This is a genomic window from Legionella cardiaca, from assembly GCF_029026145.1.
Taxonomy (GTDB): domain Bacteria; phylum Pseudomonadota; class Gammaproteobacteria; order Legionellales; family Legionellaceae; genus Tatlockia; species Tatlockia cardiaca.
On sequence record NZ_CP119078.1, the window covers coordinates 1224638 to 1241438 of the forward strand.

Sequence of the window (16801 nt, forward strand, 5' to 3'; positions counted from 1 at the left end):
TATGATAACGCACTGGAATTCCTAGGATGGAGTAAGATAATGAATATAAACGATAAAGAGCGCCATATTTCTGCTCAAAGAGGACAGCACCTGGAAGCAAAAAACTGGCTTACCGAGGCCGCTCTGCGAATGCTACGTAATAATTTGGATCCTGAGGTAGCTGAAGCCCCTGAATCACTTGTCGTCTATGGGGGTATTGGTCGTGCAGCACGCAATTGGCCTTCTTTCGATAAAATTGTAGAAGTTTTAAAGAAGCTTGAAGAAAACCAAACATTACTTATTCAATCAGGTAAACCTGTGGGTGTATTTACAACCCATGAAGATGCTCCGCGTGTATTAATAGCAAATTCTAATTTGGTACCTCGCTGGGCTACCTGGGAGCATTTTAACGAGCTCGATAAAAAAGGGCTGATGATGTATGGGCAGATGACGGCAGGAAGCTGGATCTATATTGGTTCTCAGGGGATTGTTCAGGGAACCTATGAGACCTTTGTTGCTTGTGCCAAAAAACACTATCATGGAGATCTTTCTGGAAAGTGGGTTTTGACTGCTGGTCTGGGAGGGATGGGGGGCGCTCAACCCTTGGCAGCAATCATGGCAGGAGCAAGCGTACTTGCGGTAGAGTGTGATATAGCACGTCTTAAAAAACGCTTAAAAACGCGTTATTTAGATAAGTATACAGAAAATCTTGATGAAGCATTAACCTGGATAAACGAATCTTGTCAGCAGCGAAAACCGCTCTCCGTAGGGCTTTTAGGGAATGCCGCAGAAATTTATCCTGAATTAGTTCGACGCGGTATTAAACCCTTTTTAGTAACAGATCAAACAAGCGCCCATGATCCATTGAATGGTTATTTGCCCCTCGGATGGACTTTGGAGGAAGCTGCAAAGATGCGGGAAACAGCGCCACAAAAGGTTATTACTGCTGCTAAGAAATCAATGGCCGAGCAGGTTCGAGCAATGTTGGCCTTTCAACAACGTGGTATCCCTGTCTTTGATTATGGCAATAATATTCGTCAAATGGCTTATGAAGAAGGGGTGACTGACGCGTTTACTATCCCTGGTTTCGTGCCAACTTATATTCGTCCACTATTTTGTGAAGGAACAGGACCATTTCGCTGGGTTGCTTTATCAGGTGATCCTGAAGATATTTATGCAACAGATGAAAAAGTAAAGAGCCTTATCCCGGATGATAAGCATTTACATCGTTGGTTGGATATGGCACGCCACAAGATAGCCTTTCAGGGATTGCCAGCCAGGATTTGTTGGGTAGGATTAAAAGATAGAGCACGCCTGGCTTTGGCATTTAATGAAATGGTTAGAAATAAAGAAGTGAAAGCACCGATCGTAATTGGTCGTGATCACTTGGATTCAGGTTCTGTAGCAAGCCCCAATCGTGAAACTGAAGCGATGATAGACGGTAGCGACGCGGTTTCTGATTGGCCTTTATTAAATGCCTTATTAAATTGCGCTAGTGGGGCTACTTGGGTCAGTATCCATCATGGTGGGGGTGTTGGTTTAGGTTTTTCTCAGCATGCGGGGATGGTAATTGTCGCGGATGGTACTGACAAAGCTGCCCGAAGACTTAAGCGAGTTCTTCATAATGATCCGGCCTCAGGGGTTATGCGACATGCAGATGCGGGTTATGAAATAGCCAAACAATGCGCTAAAGAAAATAATCTATGGTTACCGATGGAATCAATTGGAGGTCCTAACAATGACTGATGTTTTTACTCTTGTTCCCGGACAATTGACTCTTCAAGAAATTAGAATGTTGTTAAGTAAGCAGCAACCATTTGTAATCGATGAGAGCTCTTTGCCGTTGATTCAAGCTTCATGTGAAGTTATTCAGCAAATTCTTCATGATAAAAGAACGGTTTATGGCGTGAATACCGGTTTCGGTTCTTTGGCGAAACAATCAATAAGTGCCGAACATCTGAAACAACTCCAGCGAAATATTGTCCTTTCTCATGCCTGCGGAACGGGCGAATTATTGTCGGATAATCAAGTTTCCTTGATCTTACTTCTTAAAATTAATAACTTGGCACAAGGCTACTCGGGGGTTCGTCAAGAACTGATTGAAGCCTTATCTACTCTTTATAATAAGCGCATTTATCCATGTATCCCTGCAAAAGGGTCAGTAGGTGCCTCGGGTGATTTAGCCCCTCTTGCTCATTTAGCGCTTCCCTTATTGGGTGAAGGAGAAGTCCGTGTTGCTGGTGAAATCATCAGTGCAGCAGAAGGATTGAAGTTGGCTGGCATAAAACCACTAGAATTAGCTCCTAAAGAAGGATTAGCCCTGTTAAATGGACTACAGGCATCAACTGCATTGTGTATGGAAGCATTTTTTGCCAGTGAATTGCTTTTTGAAACTGCAATAATGGCTGGTAGCTTATCTGTCGATGCCACGAGTGGTAGTGATGTGCCTTTTGATGAGCGTATTCATAAAGCACGTGGTCATCAAGCGCAAATAGATGTAGCAGCAATGTATAGAGAATTGTTAATTGACAGCCCTATCAGAGAGTCACATAGGGATTGTTCCCGGGTGCAGGATCCTTATTCTTTGAGATGTCAGCCACAAATCATGGGGGCAGTTTTACACCAGATGCAGTTTGTTGGACAAACATTACAAGTGGAAGCAAACGCTGTATCAGATAATCCCCTGGTTTTTGTCGAGCAAGAAGACGTTTTGTCCGGTGGTAATTTTCATGGAGAAATTGTCGCTATGGCTGCAGACAATTTAGCGCTTGCTGTTGCAGAAATTGGAGCAAATTCTGAGCGTCGTATTGCTTTATTAATCGATAAAAATTTCAGTGGTCTTCCGGCGTATTTAGTAAAAGAAGGTGGTTTAAATTCAGGCTTTATGATTGCTCATGTTACCGCTGCTGCTTGTGCCAGCGATAATAAGGCTCTTGCGCATCCACATTCCGTGGATAGCATACCAACATCTGCAAATCAGGAAGATCATGTATCCATGGCTACGAATGCTGGGCGAAGATTGCATGCAATGGTTGATAACACTGCTACTATTCTTGCCATTGAACTTTTAGCTGCCTGCCAGGGATTAGAGTTTCATAAACCCTTAACGACATCACCTCGTTTACAAAAAATTTATGAAAAACTAAGAGAGTATGTTAAGCCTTATGACAAAGATCGCTATTTTGCACCTGATATTGAGGTAGTTAAGCAAATGATTTTCAAAGGTGAGTTTGTAATTAATCAATGCATGTGAACTTCGTTGCCTCAAGAGACTGCTCATTGACGTTGGCAGGCTCTTGATTCAATATTTAGCGAGCATGCATTCATGGATAAGGATATAAGCAAATGGAGTTGAGTTTTTTATTCGCCCAGTTGAAAGAGGAGTTTGCAAAACATCCTTATCCCTCTGTTAAAGAGCGATTAAACCACCTGGTTACCTTAAAAAAAATTTTACAAATCAATGCTGAAGAAATCGCAAAGACCATTAGTCAGGATTTTTCTCATCGATCTCGTTATGAAACATTGTTGCTAGAAATTTTTCCAACAATTAATGCTATTAACTATTGTGTAAAGCATCTTAAAAAATGGACCAAAGCCCGTAAACGCCATGTTTCCTGGCTTTTTAAACCAGCATACTGTTATTTATATCCTCAGCCTTTAGGTATTGTTGGTATTATTGTCCCGTGGAACTATCCCATTCTTTTAGCCTTAGGCCCATTAGCCTATGCCTTGGCCGCAGGCAATCGGGTCATGATCAAATGCTCCGAGTTGACACCTCAGACAGGTGCGTTTTTGGAAAAATTAATAAGCACCTCAAGTCTTGCAAAACAAATTATCATAATTAATGGTGATAGTGAAATTGCTCAAAAATTTACCAATCTGCCTTTTGGACATCTCTTGTTTACGGGCTCACCAAAAGTTGGCAAGTTAGTGATGAAAGAGGCTGCCGAGAATCTGACACCCGTTACTTTGGAACTGGGAGGGAAGTCACCAGCTTTTGTTTCTACAACAATGCATCACAACTATTTTGAGCGACTTTTTATGGGAAAGATGGTCAATGCTGGGCAAACCTGCATCGCTCCTGACTATTTATTAGCACCAAAATCGTGGGAAGAACAAATTGAAAATTTTGCACAGGAGTTTATTGCTAATCACTACCCACAATTATTAAGCAATCAGGATTATACCAGTATTATTTCAATGACTCATCAAGAGAGGTTGCTTCGTATTATCGACGATGCATGCCAAAAAGGCGCTCGTCTTGTGCAAATCGGCAAAAATGGTGGTAATTACAGTAGAAGACTGCCTTTTTACTTACTGTTTGATGTAAATAGCACGATGAGGGTTATGCAAGAAGAAATATTTGGACCAATATTACCCGTTGTAAGTTACGATTCTTTAACACAGGCAATTGAAAAAATTAATTCCTTGCCTAATCCTTTAGTGATTTACTATTTTGGTACAGATTCTAATGAAATAAGACTATTGGAAAAGAAAACACTGTCCGGCGCATTGACGGTCAATGACACCCTAACTCATGTTGCCATTGATTCTTTGCCATTTGGTGGAGTGGGGCAAAGTGGCATGGGACATTATCATGGTCAAGAAGGGTTTGATATTTTTTCCAAATTAAAACCTGTTTTTATACAGCGACGCTTTACAACGGTTTCTTGGTTTTATCCACCTCATGGACGGCTTATCAGATTTGTACTTGGATGGATAGCTGGAATTAATCTTAAGGAGAAATGATGACAAAGGTTCTATTTATTACGGGCGGTAGTCGTGGAATAGGGCGAGCTATTGCTCATCGATTTGCAAAGGAAAAGACATGTATCACCATTGCCGCCAAAACTGACACGCCTCATCCAACGCTTGAAGGAACCATACATAGCGTCGCCGAGGAGATTGAACAACTCGGAGGAAAAGCTTTACCATTGATGGTGGATGTAAGGGATGAAGAGCAAATTCATCGTGCTATAGAAAAGACAGTTGATACTTTCGGACAACTTGATATTTTGATCAATAATGCCAGTGCTATCAGTTTAACCGATACTGTTTCTACACCGATGAAACGTTATGATTTAATGCAGTCTGTCAACGCGAGAGCAACCTTTGCCTGTGCGCAAGCTGCAATTCCCCATTTAAAGAAATCAAAAAATCCTCACATTTTAACGCTATCTCCGCCACTAACGATGAATAGTAAGTGGTTTGCACCGCACCTTGCCTACACCATCAGTAAATATGGCATGAGTATGTGTACTTTAGGCCTTGCTGAAGAATTAAAATCCTCTGGTATTGCTGCAAATTCTCTATGGCCTAGAACAACCATCGGAACAGCAGCCATCCGCGTTAATTTTCCTGAACAAATTTACAAGGCCAGTAGAAAGCCTGAGATTGTTGCTGATGCGGCTTATTGGATTTTAACTCAACCGGCAAACATGCTCACTGGACAGTTTTTTATTGATGAAGAAGTACTAGTAAAAGCTGGTATTACAGATTTTTCAAGGTATGCTATTGACCCTAATATTGAGCCTTACCAAGATCTTTTTATATGACCATAAAAATTTATACAGATGGTGCCTGCAAGGGAAATCCTGGGGTAGGTGGCTGGGGAGCGTTGCTGCGTTATAACGGCCATGAGAAAACCCTTTATGGCGCTGAACCCCATACAACCAATAACCGCATGGAATTAACTGCTGCAATTAAAGCACTAGAGGCTTTAAAACGTCCTTGTGAAGTTGATTTATATACTGATTCCCAATACTTACGCCTTGGTATGACTACTTGGATTGCGCAATGGAAAAAAAATAACTGGCGTAACTCTAAGCGAGAAGCAGTAAAAAATGCTGATTTATGGCAGGAATTGGATGTATTAACTCAAACCCATACTATTCATTGGCATTGGGTAAAAGGTCATGCCGGGCACCCTGAAAATGAACGAGCCGATGAATTAGCTAATATAGCGATTATTGAACTCATGAGCACCCCTTAAGTGGTGTTTCTAAATAGTCCCTTACTTAGATTTAAGTTCATGTTTATTTACGATAGAATCGTGCTGTTCCTATTTTCTCGAGTTTTTTTATGCGCCAAGTAGTTTTAGACACTGAGACCACAGGTATTGGGCACGAATTAGGTCATCGAATCATTGAGATTGGTTGTGTTGAGCTATTCGATCGTAAATTAACCGGAAATCATTTTCATGTTTATATTAATCCTGAACGAGCAGTCGATGAAGGTGCATTTCGCGTTCACGGAATTAGTAATGAGTTTCTGCAAGACAAACCTTTGTATAAAGACATTGTTAAAGATTTTGTAGAATTCATTCAAGGATCTGAATTAATTATTCACAATGCTGCGTTTGACGTAGGCTTTCTTGATGCTGAATTCAAAAGACTTAATTGGCCCGCTGTTATTAATGATTATTGCTCGGTTTGTGACACATTAATGCTCGCCAGAGAGAAGCATCCTGGGCAAAGAAATAGTCTCGATGCGCTTTGTAAGCGCTATGAAATAGATAACTCAAACCGTACGTTGCACGGGGCTTTGTTAGACGCTGAGATTTTGGCTTCTGTCTATCTGGCAATGACTGGTGGCCAAGGAACTCTTTTTGGTGATGAAGAAGAGTCAGTAAAAACTACTGCTCATAACGTCGTTGAGAATTTAAATGCCCTGATAAGTCGCTCCCCAATTATCCTTGCCACAGAAGAAGAAAAACAAAGACATGAGGATTTTATTAATTTTTTAACAAAAAAAGCTGGAATTAATTTGTGGAGTACCGATGAGGAAATTGTCTAATTATTGAACTATATTTAAGTCAGGCTTACTTAGTTCAAAAGGACAATCATGGAAGAAGTAAAGAGTCGTAAGTATTGGTCTATTTCTTTGTTTAGCTTGATTTTTTTGCTTTCAGGGGCTGAAAATCCCCTACACGCATCATCCTTCCCGGCAAATGGTCCTTATTTAACCCTCGCATCAAACACTTTTATTTTCAATCCTCGCTCACGAAGCTGGAAAGCTGTTCAAAATGGGAAGGTGGTGAAAACCGGCAAAGCTTCCGGAGGGAGCAATTATTGTCGTGATATAAAACGTGCTTGCCGAACTCCTTCAGGCACCTATCATATCATTAGTAAAGGCGGCGCGAATTGTCGTTCGAGTCGATATCCTTTGGGAGGGGGTGGGGCTAAAATGCCATACTGCATGTTTTACAGTAAATACTATGCTATTCATGGCTCTTATGATGTACCTAATTACAATGCAAGCCATGGCTGCATTCGTGTAAGGCCCAGTGATGCACTTTGGTTGCATCGAAATTTTATAAAGATTGGGACTAAAGTAGTGGTATTGCCCTATTAAAAAAATAGTCGTTAATCGCTATGATTAACGACTATTTTTGTAATCTTATTCATCTTCATCATCCATGCTGAAAGATGATCCGCAACCACAGGTTGTTTTGGCATTAGGATTGCGAATAACGAATTGCTCGCCTTGTATATTTTGTACGTAATCTATTTCAGCGTCACTGAGATATTGATAACTCATTGAATCAACTAAAAGTTTGACTGAAGACTCACCATTGGAACAGGTTTGTTCAATTACAGTGTCATCATCTTGAATTTTTTCATCAAAAGTAAACCCATATTGAAATCCTGAACACCCTCCGCCGGTTACGAAAACGCGCAGATTTAAATTAGGATTTTCTTCTTCAGCAATAAGTGATGCAACTTTATCTGCTGCACTTACCGAAAAATGAATACCTGAAGCAGAAGAAGCATTAATTGCGGCCATTATTTACTCCAAAAGATATTTAGTTATGTACTAAAGCGGTAATTATTCTAATTGTACAATATTATCGAATAATTTGTTCTATCGTCGTACCACCTAAACATTGGTTTTTTTCATAAAACACAATATATTGGCCAGGTGTCACTGCTCGCTGTGGAGTAGAAAACATTACATAATGCTGCCCATTACTGGCAGGTGATACAACACAAGCTTGCTCAAGTTGACGATAGCGTGTTTTTGCATAGCAAGTTAATGGCAAATTTTCACTGCGATCATCTAACCAATGGAGTGGACCACACACTAATCCCTGAGCGTACAACATGGGATGGTCACTGCCTTGAGCAACAATCAATGTATTTGTTGGTATTTCCTTATCAACAACATACCAAGGTTCATCATTTGCACTCTGGCGACCACCTATTCCTAGACCTTGACGTTGCCCTAGAGTATAAAACATTAAACCATCATGTCGTCCCAGTAATTCGCCAACACTACTCTTAATGTCACCGGGTTTGGCTAAAATAAATTCTTTAAGAAAGGCTTTAAAACGTTTTTCACCAATAAAGCATATTCCTGTAGAATCTTTTTTATTATGAGTAACCAAGCCTAGTGCTTTAGCAAATTCTCTAATTTGACTTTTGTGATAGTCTCCAATAGGAAAGAGTGTCTTGGCTAGCGCTGTAGGCTCAACTGCATGCAGAAAATAAGTCTGATCTTTTTCCCTGTCCTTTGCTTTTAATAATGTACCAATTCCATTATCTACACGAACTTTTGCATAATGTCCGGTAGCAATGTAATCGGCTCCAAGGGTTAGAGCATGATTTAAAAAAGCATTAAATTTAATTTCTTTATTACAGAGAACATCTGGATTAGGGGTTCGGCCTTGTTGATATTCATTAAGGAAATGTGCAAATACGCGATCCCAATATTCTTTGGCAAAGTTAACACTATGAAGGGGTATATGTAATTGGTTACAGACTGCTTGTGCATCAGCTAAATCTTCGGCTGCAGCACAATAGCCTTCGCTATCATCCTGTTCCCAATTTTTCATAAAAAGGCCTTCGACCTGGTAGCCTTGTTCAAGCAATAGCCAGGCGGCAACGGATGAATCAACGCCGCCGGACATACCAACAATAACTTTGGCTTTCATAGATTATCAAGATGTATAAAAAAAAATCTAATTTTACGCTATAATAGAGTATTTTAAAATTCTTTATGCATTATTAATATGAAATTCGGTTCATATTCGATGATAAATATATTTTATGCATAAGTTTTAAAATGTTGTTTATGTTATTTAGCGATTATTTTATTATCTCATTTTTGTAGATAATTATTACCTACACAGTTTTATTTTTGGACACAAGTTATTGTTTTAAGTGAAATTATGTTAATAAATTTAAAAAGCATGGCAGCAAGTGCCGAGCCAGGGCATGTAAAACTAGAGTTGTTGGAAAGATTGCCCATACATGTCAAGTCACCTTGTGTGGTCAACTGCAAATATACGGTTGAGAAGCTCAATAATTATTATCTTTTAAATTTAGTTGTTGATTCTACATTAACTATAATTTGCCAGCGATGTCTAAAAGAGTTTAATTATCAATACATTAATACAACCGCGTTAGCTGTTTGTTATTCAGACGAAATGGCTGAAAAGCTAATGGAGCAGTATGAATGTATAATTGCTAAAGACAATCAGGTAGATTTAAATGAGTTAGTGACGGATGAATTACATCTATATAGCCCAGAAGCACATCCTGAAATTACCTACTGTGATAGTGAAATTAATCGTTTTATTGTAGCTGATAACACAATAAAATCGTAAATTATCGCTGTAACACTTGGATTACCATTAAAAAATCGGTAATATTCCGCCCCAACGAATGCAAATTGTTTAGGAGTAATACAATGGCTGTACAACAAAATAAGAAATCACGCTCACGTCGTGATATGCGTCGCTCGCACGATGCTTTAGGTTTACCTACATTATCAGTAGATCCTACAACTGGTGAAACTCATCGACGTCACCACATTACCCCCGATGGTTACTATCGTGGCAAGAAAGTATTAGACAATCCTGAAAACGTTTACGAAGAAGATAAAGAGTAATCGCTTGAAAAATATCACCATTGCTATCGATGCGATGGGCGGGGATCATGGTTTAAAAATTGTGATTCCTGCTTGTGTCCGTGCTGTTCGACACAACCCTGATTTGAAGTTGTTGTTGGTTGGTGATCAAAATCAGGTAACTGCGCATCTAAAAAAATTTGGCGTTGCCAATAGTAATCAATTTTCTGTCATTCATGCTTCAGAAGTTGTTGCTATGGATGAACTTCCATCGCAGGCAATGCGTAACAAAAAAGACTCATCAATGCGCGTTGCTATCAATTTAGTGAAAGAGGGGCATGCACAGGCATGTGTGAGCGCAGGAAACACCGGCGCTTTGATGGCTACTGCCCGTTTTGTTTTAAAAACTTTGCCAGGTATAGACAGGCCTGCAATTATTACAGAACTGCCTACCATGCAAGGGAAAACGCGTGTAATTGATCTTGGCGCAAACGTTGATTCATGTGCTGAGCATCTTTTTCAATTTGCTGTAATGGGTTCTGCTCTTATTCAGGCTGTTGACAAAAAAACCAATCCAAAAATTGCTTTGCTCAATATTGGTGTCGAAGAAATTAAAGGAAATGATCAAGTTAAGCGTACAGCTCATATGCTGGCTGAATGTAGTTTAATGAATTATGTTGGCTATGTAGAAGGTGATCAGTTCTATTCTGGACAGGTTGATTTGGTGGTTTGCGATGGCTTTGTGGGCAATGTTGCTTTGAAAGCTAGCGAAGGTTTAGCTAAATTGATGATTTCTGTTCTTAAAGAAGCATTTTCGCAAAACGTTCTTACCAAATTTGTGGGATTACTCGCGAAGCCTGCTCTAGGTCATTTAAAAAAACGCATGGATCCAGCTCGATATAATGGAGCTAGTATGCTTGGTTTAAATGGTATTGTGGTTAAAAGTCATGGCGGAGCCAGTGACATAGCTTTTGAATATGCTATTGAAGAGGCGGTTCGTCAGGTAAAAAATAATGTGGTCGATTTAGTTCGCGATCAAATTACTGACTTTATCAATCAAGGTTTATTACTATGAAAAATGCCGTTATTAATGGAACAGGCAGTTATTTACCTGAGCGATTTGTTACTAATCAAGAATTAGAATCCAGTCTAGATACTAGTCATGAGTGGATTTATACACGAACGGGTATTAGTAGTCGGCACGTTGCGTCCCCACACGAAACAACTTCATTTATGGCTTCTCAAGCAGCAATAAAGGCACTTGCCGCTTCAGATATCGAGGCTGATGATATTGATTTGATTTTAGTTGCTACGTGTACTCCTAATCATTTTTTTCCCAGTATGGCTTGCCATGTGCAGCATGCGCTAAAGATAAAACGGCCTATTCCAGCGTTTGATGTCAGTGCGGCATGTAGTGGTTTTGTTTATGCTATGGATATTGCAAAACAATATATTGGCACTGGAAGTGCCAAGCACGTTTTGGTGGTGGGTAGTGAAAGTATGTCTCGTGCTTTGGATTGGACCGATAGGACGACGTGTGTGTTATTCGGTGACGGTGCGGGTGCGGTTATTTTAAGTGCGAGTGATAAGCCAGGTATCTTGGCAAGCACACTTCATGCTTCGCATGATGCTGATGGATTGTTAACTCTCCCAAATTATGCATCTCTTGATGAAAAAGCTTTCATTGGTATGCGGGGTAATGAAGTTTTTAAGATTGCCGTGAACATTATGGGAGATATCGTTGATGAAGTCCTGCAAACTTGTCATTTACAAAAATCAGATATAAATTGGCTAATTCCTCATCAGGCTAATATCCGAATTATTCAAGCAATTGCCAAAAAATTAAATCTTTCTATGTCGCAAGTTATTGTGACTATTGAAAAGCAAGGTAATACTTCAGCAGCCTCTATTCCTTTGGCGCTGGACTACTCAATCCGAGAAAACCGTATTAAGCGCGGTGATTTGCTTTTACTAGAGTCTTTCGGCGGAGGAATGACTTGGGGTGCAATGGTTGTTCGTTATTAAGTAGACTGCTTGTTGGAGTTATAATTAATGATTAATTCTGCATTTATCTTTCCTGGTCAAGGTTCTCAATTCGTCGGCATGTTATCTGAACTTGCTGCCAGGTATCCTCTAATTCAGGACTTATTTTCCCTCGTTTCTGACAAAGTCGGTTATGATTTATGGCAATTGACCCAAGAAGGGCCGGAGTCAATATTAAATCAAACTGAAAACACTCAGGTGGCTATGCTTACTGCTGATGTCGCCGTGTTTAAGCTTTTACAAAAATTAGGTGTTGAACAAGCTCAAATAATGGCTGGGCATAGCCTGGGTGAATATGCCGCTTTAGTTTGTGCTAATGCGATTAGTTTGACTGATGCTGCACAACTTGTAGCTAAACGTGGCCAATTAATGCAGGAATATGTTCCATTGGGACAAGGCGCTATGGCCGCGATAGTTGGATTGACTGATGAACAGGTTGATGCAATTTGCAGGCAAGCCAGCGATTCAAAATATCAAGTAACACCAGCTAACTATAATGCTATAGGACAAGTGGTTATTGCTGGACATATTGAAGCAGTCGAAAAGGCTTTAGTGCTTGCTGAGGATATGGATGCTCGCATGGCGAAAATTATACCTGTGAGTGTGCCCTGTCATTGTCCATTACTGGTTAATGCTGCTAATGCGTTTGCAGAGTATCTCGAGCGTGCGAATTTTAAAACACCGGAGATTGCAGTAATATCAAACGTTGATTTAAGTATTTATAAATCACCTGAGCAAATGCGTCTTATGCTAAAAGAGCAGCTCTATAGCCCCGTGCGATGGGTTGAGACAATCCAGTTGATGAAAAAGCGTGGTATTGAACGAGTTATTGAGTGCGGGCCAGGTAAAGTATTAAGTGGCCTAGTTAAACGCATTGATAAAAGTTTGACAGCAATTAGTATTAACGATAATGCAAGTTTAGAGCAGGCTTTATCGCAATTACTTGAAAAATCTTATTAAGGATCTTGCATGGGAAATTTACAAGGCAAAATTGCGCTGGTTACTGGTGCCAGTAGGGGGATTGGTAAGGCAATTGCCTTAAATCTGGCAAAAAAAGGTGCTTACGTAATTGGAACTGCTACTACAGAGTCAGGCGCTGAGAGCATTACCGCGTTATTCGCGCAAGAAAATTTACAAGGGGAAGGAAAAATCCTTGATGTAACAAGCAGAGAGGGTGTGGATAATTTAATGACAGAACTTTCCGACTCAGAAAAAGTTCCCTCCATTTTAGTTAACAATGCAGGTATTACCTGCGATAATCTACTCTTAAGAATGGACGACGAAGAGTGGTATAAAGTTATAGAAACTAATTTAAGTGCTATATTTCGATTAAGTAAAGCTTGTCTTAAGCCAATGTTTCGTGCACGATGGGGACGTATTATCAGTATTGGTTCTGTTGTGGGAGCCAGTGGTAATTCTGGGCAGGCGAACTATACTGCAGCAAAGGCAGGTGTGACAGGGTTTACAAAATCACTTGCACAGGAAATTGGAAGTCGCAACATTACTGTTAATGTGGTAGCCCCGGGTTTTATTGATACTGATATGACAAGTGCTTTGCCCGATATGGTAAAGGAAGAAATGCTTAAACGAATTCCCATGAAGCGTTTGGGAACTGCAGAAGATGTTGCCGAAGCAGTTGCTTTCTTAGCTTCTGATAGTGCAAATTATATTACAGGTGCAACCATCCATGTAAATGGTGGGATGTACATGGATTAAATAGGCTTGCGTTCTTTGTATAATTGAATAAACTAGCCTACAGAAATTTTTTTAACCGAAGAGGAAATACAAGTTATGAGTACAGTTGAAGAACGAGTTCGCAAGATTGTTATTGAGCAATTGGGCGTTAAAGATGAAGAGTTGAAAAATGACGCATCGTTTGTTGATGACTTAGGTGCAGACTCACTTGATACTGTGGAATTAGTGATGGCTCTGGAAGAAGAGTTTGAAACTGAAATTCCAGATGAAAAAGCTGAGAAAATTACTACTATTCAAGAAGCTATTGATTACATCGAATCAAATCTTAATAAAGAAGAAGCTTGATAACTTCAAGGAGTTTTCATTGACTAAGCGGCGTGTTGTTATTACCGGCATGGGGATGATTACCCCAGTCGGTTTAAATGTAGAGCAAACCTGGCAAAATATTTTAGCAGGTAAAAGTGGTGTCGGAATGGTTGAAGGGTTCGATACAACAGATTATCCGACAAAAATTTGGGCTAAGGTTAAAAACTTTAATATTGAAAACCACGTGCCGCTTAAAGAAGCTCGCAAGATGGATGTATTTACCCAATACGGCATGGCGGCTGCAGATGAGGCGCTGGCTGATTCGGGTTTGGTTATTGATGAGCAGCTTTCTTTACGAGCTGGCGTCGCTGTTGGTGCTGGAATCGGTGGTATTGAAACCATTACCAACAACCAGGATAGATTAGTGGCAGGCGGACCACGTAAAGTATCGCCATTTTTTATTCCTGCTGGCATTATCAACATGGTTGCAGGACAGATTTCAATTAAACATAAATTGAAAGGCCCAAATATTTCTGTGGTAACTGCTTGTACAACAGGCACACATAACATTGGTTTGGCAGGACGTATGATTGCCTATGGTGATGCTGATGTTATGATCTGCGGTGGTGCAGAAATGACAACAACCCCTTTGTGCCTTGCTGGTTTTTCGGCTGTTCGTTCATTATCGAAGCGAAATGATGAACCAGAAAAAGCCTCCCGTCCCTGGGATAAAGATCGCGATGGATTTGTGATGGGCGAGGGTGCTGGTATATTAATTCTTGAAGAATATGAGCATGCAAAAGCTCGAGGTGCCAAAATTTATGCAGAACTAGTTGGTTTTGGAATGTCTGGGGATGCCTATCATATTACTGCCCCAGATGAGGATGCAGATGGTGCTACTCGTGCAATGGAAGCAGCAGTTAATGATGCCGGACTTGATATTAGTGCGATTGATTACATTAATGCCCACGGAACATCAACGTATTTAAATGATTTAAACGAAACAAAAGCTGTAAAACGTCTATTTAAAGACCACGCTTATGAGTTGGCAATTAGCTCAACCAAGTCCATGACTGGGCATTTATTAGGAGCAGCAGGAGCAGTTGAAGCTATTTTTAGTATTCTTGCCATTAAAGATCAGGTAGCACCTCCAACAATCAATTTAGATAACCCGGACGAAGATTGTGATTTAAATTACGTGCCACATAAGCCGCAAGAAAGGCGAATTGATATTGCGTTAAGTAATTCGCTTGGATTTGGCGGCACTAACGGAAGCTTGATATTTAAGCGTGTATAAATGAGAGGTTGGTTACGCTTTGTTTTACTGAGCTCTATTATTCTCAGTTTCGTTAGCTTCTCAATAGTTGGTTATCAACTCTATTTATTGTTTACAAAACCGATGGCTGGTGGAAAACCAGTCATCGTTTCAATTAATAAAAATACCTCAGCTTCTGCATTTGTTCATACTTTAAAATCTAAACATCTCATTGAATCTCCTCGTTTATTTTTGGCATTTATTCGTGCAAAAGGGCTTGCCCCTCAATTAAAAGCCGGGATCTATGAGGCACTTCCAGGGGAAACTGCTATCCAATTTCTTGAAAAAGTAGTTACAGGCAATGTACTCGTTGAATCGTTCAGCATAATAGAAGGAACAACGCTTAGTCAGGTTAAAGCTAATTTAATTAGTGCACAATATTTAAAATATGATGTAAATGATTGGTTGGTTATTAGAACTCAGAATTCTAATTTAGAAGGCTTGCTGTTAGCCGATACGTATCACTATGATGCAGGTAGTGATGCTAAACACTTGTTATTACTTGCAAATCAAAATTTATTGCAATATTTAGACGATTGTTGGAAAAATCGGACTCCCGGATTACCGTATAAGTCTTCTTATGAATTATTAATTGCTGCCTCGATTCTGGAAAAGGAAAGTTCTATTCCTGAGGAAAGAAAATTAATTTCTGGTGTAGTCGCTAATCGTCTGAAAAAAAACATGCCTTTACAAATGGATCCTACTGTGATTTATGCTTTAGGACCAAATTATCATGGCAAATTGTCCCATAATGATATGGCCGTGGCTTCTCCCTACAACACTTACCGTTATCGTGGATTACCGCCTGGCCCCATAGCAATGGTAGGTAAGGATGCAATTGATGCTGCTGCTCATCCACAGGCAACCGATTACCTTTATTTTGTAGCAAAAGGTGATGGTTCTCATCATTTTTCAGTGACCTATGAAGAGCAAAAAAAAGCAATATCTCGTTATCGAAATAAGGGACCATCATGACAAAACGCGGCCGTTTTATCGTTGTTGAGGGTCTTGAAGGAGCAGGCAAGTCAACTGCTATCCAGACTATTAAAGAATACTTAGAAAGCTTTCTTCCCGAGATTTTATTAACTCGTGAGCCAGGTGGCACAAGGGTAGGTGAAATCATACGGAAACTCATTAAAGAGAAAATTAATGAAGAAACGTTAGACGCTCGTGCTGAATTGTTATTGTTTTATGCAGCAAGAGTGCAACTGTTAGAACAAGTGATTTATCCAGCGCTAAATAGGGGGCAATGGGTACTGGCCGATCGTTTTGAATTGTCCACTTATGCCTATCAAGGAGGAGGTCGGCATCTTGATGAGAACATGATTTCAGCCCTATCTTCGTTTTGTTTAAAAGATTTTAAGCCCGATCTGGTTATTTTTTTAGATATTGATCCAGAACAGGGTATGCATCGAGTAAAACAGCGTGGAGCTACTGATCGCATGGAGGAAGAGGCATTGTCATTTTTTACTGATGTCTATAATAGTTATCATCGAATGATCAAGACAATGGATAATGTAGTTTGTATAGATGCTAGCCAACCATTAGAAATGGTGCAAAAATCCATAATTATGCAACTTCAAACGTTCATAGCCCATAATGCAATCGCTTAAA

19 protein-coding genes are annotated in these 16801 nt (G+C 39.9%); 17 read left to right on the top strand and 2 right to left on the bottom strand.

Annotation, left to right across the window (positions count from 1 at the left end):
- Positions 1-39: 39 nt before the first annotated feature.
- From hutU to PXX05_RS05320, 7 genes are all read left to right on the top strand, one after another.
- Positions 40-1725, top strand: a complete 1686-nt coding sequence (hutU, locus tag PXX05_RS05290) for a urocanate hydratase (protein WP_275090020.1) — start codon at positions 40-42, stop codon at positions 1723-1725.
- Complete coding sequence (gene hutH / locus PXX05_RS05295) at positions 1718-3232, top strand: histidine ammonia-lyase (RefSeq protein ID WP_275090021.1); 1515 nt, start codon at positions 1718-1720, stop codon at positions 3230-3232. Before hutU ends, hutH begins: the two co-directional genes overlap by 8 nt.
- Before the next feature lie 92 nt (positions 3233-3324).
- Positions 3325-4728 carry a coniferyl aldehyde dehydrogenase gene (locus PXX05_RS05300; RefSeq protein WP_275090022.1) on the top strand — a complete coding sequence of 468 codons (1404 nt, stop codon included), beginning with the start codon at positions 3325-3327 and terminating at the stop codon, positions 4726-4728.
- Complete coding sequence (locus PXX05_RS05305; RefSeq protein ID WP_338034434.1) at positions 4728-5534, top strand: SDR family oxidoreductase; 807 nt, start codon at positions 4728-4730, stop codon at positions 5532-5534. The genes PXX05_RS05300 and PXX05_RS05305 overlap by 1 nt, the downstream gene beginning before the upstream one ends.
- Positions 5531-5971, top strand: a complete 441-nt coding sequence (gene rnhA / locus PXX05_RS05310) for a ribonuclease HI (RefSeq protein WP_275090024.1) — start codon at positions 5531-5533, stop codon at positions 5969-5971. The genes PXX05_RS05305 and rnhA overlap by 4 nt, the downstream gene beginning before the upstream one ends.
- 89 nt (positions 5972-6060) lie before the next feature.
- Positions 6061-6774: a DNA polymerase III subunit epsilon gene (dnaQ, locus tag PXX05_RS05315; RefSeq protein WP_275090025.1), complete on the top strand. Its 714-nt coding sequence runs from the start codon at positions 6061-6063 to the stop codon at positions 6772-6774.
- 48 nt (positions 6775-6822) lie between these two features.
- Positions 6823-7332 (top strand): L,D-transpeptidase, encoded by a 510-nt coding sequence (locus PXX05_RS05320; protein WP_275090026.1) that lies wholly within the window; start codon positions 6823-6825, stop codon positions 7330-7332.
- 45 nt (positions 7333-7377) lie between these two features.
- Here the strand turns inward: PXX05_RS05320 and erpA are convergent, their stop codons facing one another.
- Positions 7378-7764 (bottom strand): iron-sulfur cluster insertion protein ErpA, encoded by a 387-nt coding sequence (gene erpA, locus PXX05_RS05325; RefSeq protein ID WP_275090027.1) that lies wholly within the window; start codon positions 7762-7764, stop codon positions 7378-7380.
- 61 nt (positions 7765-7825) lie between these two features.
- Positions 7826-8911 carry a tRNA 2-thiouridine(34) synthase MnmA gene (mnmA, locus tag PXX05_RS05330; RefSeq protein ID WP_275090028.1) on the bottom strand — a complete coding sequence of 362 codons (1086 nt, stop codon included), beginning with the start codon at positions 8909-8911 and terminating at the stop codon, positions 7826-7828.
- A 237-nt stretch (positions 8912-9148) separates the two neighbouring features.
- On the opposite strand from mnmA, the gene PXX05_RS05335 reads away from it, so the two are divergent.
- The 10 genes from PXX05_RS05335 (at position 9149) to tmk (ending at position 16800) form a co-directional block, all read left to right on the top strand.
- Complete coding sequence (locus tag PXX05_RS05335) at positions 9149-9586, top strand: YceD family protein (RefSeq protein ID WP_275090029.1); 438 nt, start codon at positions 9149-9151, stop codon at positions 9584-9586.
- A gap of 83 nt (positions 9587-9669) precedes the next feature.
- Positions 9670-9870, top strand: a complete 201-nt coding sequence (gene rpmF / locus PXX05_RS05340; RefSeq protein WP_275090030.1) for a 50S ribosomal protein L32 — start codon at positions 9670-9672, stop codon at positions 9868-9870.
- 4 nt (positions 9871-9874) lie between these two features.
- The gene (plsX, locus tag PXX05_RS05345; protein WP_275090031.1) at positions 9875-10903 is read left to right on the top strand and encodes a phosphate acyltransferase PlsX; all 1029 of its coding nucleotides are present in this window, start codon (positions 9875-9877) and stop codon (positions 10901-10903) included.
- Positions 10900-11853, top strand: a complete 954-nt coding sequence (locus tag PXX05_RS05350; RefSeq protein WP_275090032.1) for a beta-ketoacyl-ACP synthase III — start codon at positions 10900-10902, stop codon at positions 11851-11853. The genes plsX and PXX05_RS05350 overlap by 4 nt, the downstream gene beginning before the upstream one ends.
- 27 nt (positions 11854-11880) lie before the next feature.
- Complete coding sequence (gene fabD / locus PXX05_RS05355) at positions 11881-12831, top strand: ACP S-malonyltransferase (RefSeq protein ID WP_275090033.1); 951 nt, start codon at positions 11881-11883, stop codon at positions 12829-12831.
- Positions 12832-12840: 9 nt separating this feature from the next.
- Complete coding sequence (gene fabG / locus PXX05_RS05360) at positions 12841-13587, top strand: 3-oxoacyl-ACP reductase FabG (RefSeq protein ID WP_275090034.1); 747 nt, start codon at positions 12841-12843, stop codon at positions 13585-13587.
- Positions 13588-13662: 75 nt separating this feature from the next.
- Positions 13663-13911 carry an acyl carrier protein gene (gene acpP / locus PXX05_RS05365; RefSeq protein WP_045106116.1) on the top strand — a complete coding sequence of 83 codons (249 nt, stop codon included), beginning with the start codon at positions 13663-13665 and terminating at the stop codon, positions 13909-13911.
- A gap of 19 nt (positions 13912-13930) precedes the next feature.
- Positions 13931-15169, top strand: a complete 1239-nt coding sequence (fabF, locus tag PXX05_RS05370; protein ID WP_275090035.1) for a beta-ketoacyl-ACP synthase II — start codon at positions 13931-13933, stop codon at positions 15167-15169.
- The gene (mltG, locus tag PXX05_RS05375; protein ID WP_275090036.1) at positions 15170-16162 is read left to right on the top strand and encodes an endolytic transglycosylase MltG; all 993 of its coding nucleotides are present in this window, start codon (positions 15170-15172) and stop codon (positions 16160-16162) included. It abuts the gene before it with no gap.
- Positions 16156-16800, top strand: coding sequence for a dTMP kinase (gene tmk, locus PXX05_RS05380; protein ID WP_275090467.1), 645 nt, complete (start codon positions 16156-16158; stop codon positions 16798-16800). The genes mltG and tmk overlap by 7 nt, the downstream gene beginning before the upstream one ends.
- Position 16801: the final 1 nt, after the last annotated feature.